2 protein-coding genes and 1 pseudogene are annotated in these 3,797 nt (G+C 72.7%); 2 read left to right on the forward strand and 1 reads right to left on the reverse strand.

Annotated elements, in window-relative coordinates; genetic code table 11:
• Window positions 1-203 precede the first annotated feature (203 nt).
• Both SACPADRAFT_RS0222625 and SACPADRAFT_RS0222630 read left to right on the forward strand, forming a co-directional pair.
• Window positions 204-1,337, forward strand: a complete 1,134-nt coding sequence (locus SACPADRAFT_RS0222625) for a GuaB3 family IMP dehydrogenase-related protein (protein WP_007026866.1) — start codon at window positions 204-206, stop codon at window positions 1,335-1,337.
• Between the two features lie 238 nt (window positions 1,338-1,575).
• Window positions 1,576-3,273 carry a GMC family oxidoreductase gene (locus tag SACPADRAFT_RS0222630; protein WP_007026867.1) on the forward strand — a complete coding sequence of 566 codons (1,698 nt, stop codon included), beginning with the start codon at window positions 1,576-1,578 and terminating at the stop codon, window positions 3,271-3,273.
• A gap of 241 nt (window positions 3,274-3,514) precedes the next feature.
• On the opposite strand, the pseudogene SACPADRAFT_RS0222635 reads toward SACPADRAFT_RS0222630, so the two are convergent.
• A pseudogene (locus SACPADRAFT_RS0222635) lies at window positions 3,515-3,797 on the reverse strand (hypothetical protein); the annotation flags it as partial.

Raw genomic sequence — 3,797 nt, forward strand, 5'->3', positions numbered from 1 at the left:
GGCCGGGTGCACGGACGCCGGTCCGGTCCCGGCCCGGCGTCGGTGCCCGGTCGCCGGTCGGGGGTCGGGGGCGCTCATAATGGTGGGGTCCGCGGTGCACGGGTGACGTGCCGTGTGGCGTCTCGCGGGCGCCCGGCGGTGCGGGCCCCGGAAAGCGGCCCGGGGCCACCGGGAACGCTGCTCACCTCGGAAAGGACATTCTGGTGCGGGATCTGGTCGAGATCGGGATGGGCCGGACGGCCCGGCGTGCGTACGACCTGGACGACATCGAGATCGTGCCGTCCCGGCGCACCCGGTCGTCGAAGGTCGTCAACACCGGGTGGCAGATCGATGCCTACCGGTTCGACCTGCCGTTGGTCACCCACCCCACGGATGCCGTGGTCTCGCCGGAGACCGCGATCTCGATCGGCAGGCTCGGCGGGCTCGGTGTGCTCAACGCGGAAGGCCTGTGGGCCCGGCACGCGAACCCGGACGGGGAACTGGAGCGGCTGGCCGACGCGGCGCGCAAGGGCGCGGGTTGGGCCGAGCTCGGTGGGATGCTGCAGGAACTGCACTCCGCGCCCCTCCGCACGGATCTGCTCGCCGAGGCGATCCGGTCGGTGCGCGACTCCGGGGTCACCGTGGCGGCGCGGGTGAGCCCGCAGCACGCCGCGGAGCTGACCCCGGACCTGCTCGCGGCCGGTGTCGAGGTGCTGGTGGTGCAGGGCACGATCGTCTCGGCCGAGCACGTGGCGCGCGACGACGACCCGCTGAACCTCAAGGAGTTCATCGCCGACCTCGACGTCCCCGTGGTCGCGGGCGGGGTCAGTGACTACCGCACGGCGATGCACCTGATGCGTACGGGCGCGGCCGGGGTGATCGTCGGACACGGACACAGCCCGGGGGTGACCAGTACCGACCGTGTCCTGGGCATCGGTGTGCCGATGGCGACCGCGCTGATCGATGCGGCGGCCGCGCGGCGGGACTACCTGGACGAGACCGGTGGTCGGTACGTCCACGTGCTGGCCGACGGCGGGGTCTCGCACAGCGGCGACATCGCCAAGGCGATCGCCTGCGGGGCGGACGCGGTGATGCTGGGTGCGCCGTTGGCCTCGGCCGGCGAGGCGCCCGGGCGGGGGCTGTACTGGACGTCCGCCGCCGCGCACCCGTCGTTGCCGCGCTCGCGGGTGGCTCCGGGGGCGAGTCTGGACGTCGACCTGCGGACCTTGCTGCACGGCCCGACCTCCGATCCGGAGGGTGTGGTGAACCTCTTCGGCGCACTCCGCCGGGCACTGGCCAAGACCGGCTACTCCGACCTCAAGGAGTTCCAGAAGGTCGGCTTGACCGTCCGCCCCTGACCCACCCCGCGATCCGGCCCGCGCCCGTGCCCACCCGGCGCGGACCGCCGCGGACCCCGCGACGGTCCGCGCCGGACCACAATCCGCCTGCGAAACGCGTTTCCCCGGGGTGCCGGTGGGCGCGTTTCGCGGGCGGAATGTCGTTCCCGGGGAGGGCGGGTGACGGCTCCCGGGTCGGGTCGACTCGTCGGTAACTTACCTCTGGTCAGGAGGGCGGTCGGCGGCTACGCTCATATGTGTGACTGGGCGTAACACCTATTTGGACTACGACGTCGTGGTCGTCGGCTCCGGCTTCGGCGGCAGTGTCGCGGCGCTGAGACTGACCGAGAAGGGCTACCGCGTGGCGGTCGTCGAGGCCGGACGCCGGTTCGCCGACGACGAGTTCGCCAAGACGTCGTGGGATCTGCGCCGCTACCTCTGGGCGCCCCGGCTGGGTTGCTTCGGTATCCAGCGGGTGCACATGCTGAAGGACGTCATGGTGCTCGCGGGCGCCGGGGTCGGCGGCGGCTCCCTGGTCTACGCCAACACGCTGTACCGGCCGCTGAAGCCGTTCTACACCGACCGGCAGTGGGCACACATCACCGACTGGGAGTCCGAGCTGGCTCCGCACTACGACCAGGCCAGCCGGATGCTGGGTGTGGTGACGAACCCGTCGGTGACACCGTCCGACGAGGTGATGCGCAAGGTGGCCACCGACATGGGGGTCGCCGACAGTCACCACCCGACACCCGTCGGGGTGTACTTCGGGCCGCCCGGGGAGCGGGTCGCCGATCCGTACTTCGGGGGTGCCGGGCCGGACCGCACCGGGTGTACCGAGTGCGGGGCCTGCATGACGGGCTGCCGGGTCGGGGCGAAGAACACGCTGGTGAAGAACTACCTCTACCTCGCCGAGCAACTCGGCGCGCAGGTGATCCCGCTGACCACCGTCACCGGTGTGCGGAGCCGGGAGGACGGCACCGCCGAGGTCGACCTCCGCAGGACCGGAACGGTCTCCCGCCGGTTCACCCACACGATCACCGCGGGGCACGTCGTGTTCGCGGCGGGGACCTGGGGCACGCAGCGGTTGTTGCACCGCATGCGGGACACCGGGGCGTTGCCGGAGCTGTCGGACCGGCTCGGGGAGCTGACGCGCACGAACTCCGAGGCGATCATCGGGGCCGCCCGGACGTCCGTCGACCCGGACAACGACTACAGCCGGGGTGTGGCGATCACCTCGTCGATCCACCCCGACGAACAGACGCACATCGAGCCGGTGCGCTACGGCAAGGGCAGCAACGCGATGAGCCTGCTGCAGACGGTCGCGACCGACGGCGGGTCCGAGGTCCCCCGCTGGAAGCAGGCGCTGCGGTTCGCCGCCCGGCACCCGGTGCAGACCGCCAAGCTGCTCAGCAGCTACCGCTGGAGCGAGCGCACCGTGATCCTGCTGGTGATGCAGTCCCTCGACAACTCCATCACCACCTACACCACCCGGGGTTGGTTCGGCCGCCGCAAGTACACCTCGAAGCAGGGGCACGGCACGCCCAACCCGACGTTCATCCCCGCGGGCCACGAGGCCAACCTACGTGCTGCCGAGCACATCGGCGGGACACCGGGCGGTACCTGGGGCGAGATCGCCGACATCCCGTTGACCGCCCACTTCATCGGGGGCGCGGCGATCGGCATCAACCGCGACGACGGGGTGATCGATCCCTACCACCGGGTGTTCGGATACCCGAACCTGCACGTGGTGGACGGCACCGCGATCACGGCGAACCTCGGGGTGAACCCGTCCCTGACGATCACGGCGCAGGCGGAGCGGGCCTTCGCGCTCTGGCCGAACAAGGGGGAGCCGGACCCCCGGCCCGCCCAGGACGAGCCCTACACACGCCTCGACCCGGTCGCCCCGGTCCACCCCGCCGTCCCCACGCACGCCCCCGCGGCTCTGCGGACCGGCTGACCGCAGTTCGCGGGCGGAATGTGGTCCCGTGGCCCCGGCGGGACGGCCGGGGCCACGGGACCTGTGGGCGGGGCGCCGGAGACCTGGTCCGGGACACCTGGCCCGGGGCACCTGGTCCGGGACACCTGGCCCGGGGCACCTGGTCCGGGACACAAGCTCGGGCACAGGACCCGCGGGTCGAGACACCGAGGGCTGGGGGTGGCGCGGGACGGCGACGGGTCCGGGCGGCACGGGCACAGGGTCACCGGGCCGCCGGGTCGGCCGGAGGGGTGTCGGGGTCTGGCAGGACGAGGGTCCGCTCCGCGGTGAGCAGACGCATCGCCGAGCGCACCGTCTCCGGGTGGTCGGTCCCGCCCGTCCCGACGACGATCCCGTCGACGTCGAACTCCGCCAGGGCCCGCGCGGACCAGCGGGTGTCGTGGGTCAGCACGCCGCAGCACCGGGCCCCGCCGGCGACCGCTGCGGTCATCGCCGCGTCCGCCGATCCGGTGACCGTCACCGTGACCACGGGCGCCCCGGCCGGT

It is taken from the genome of Saccharomonospora iraqiensis subsp. paurometabolica YIM 90007 (genome assembly GCF_000231035.2).
Lineage (GTDB): Bacteria > Actinomycetota > Actinomycetes > Mycobacteriales > Pseudonocardiaceae > Saccharomonospora > Saccharomonospora paurometabolica.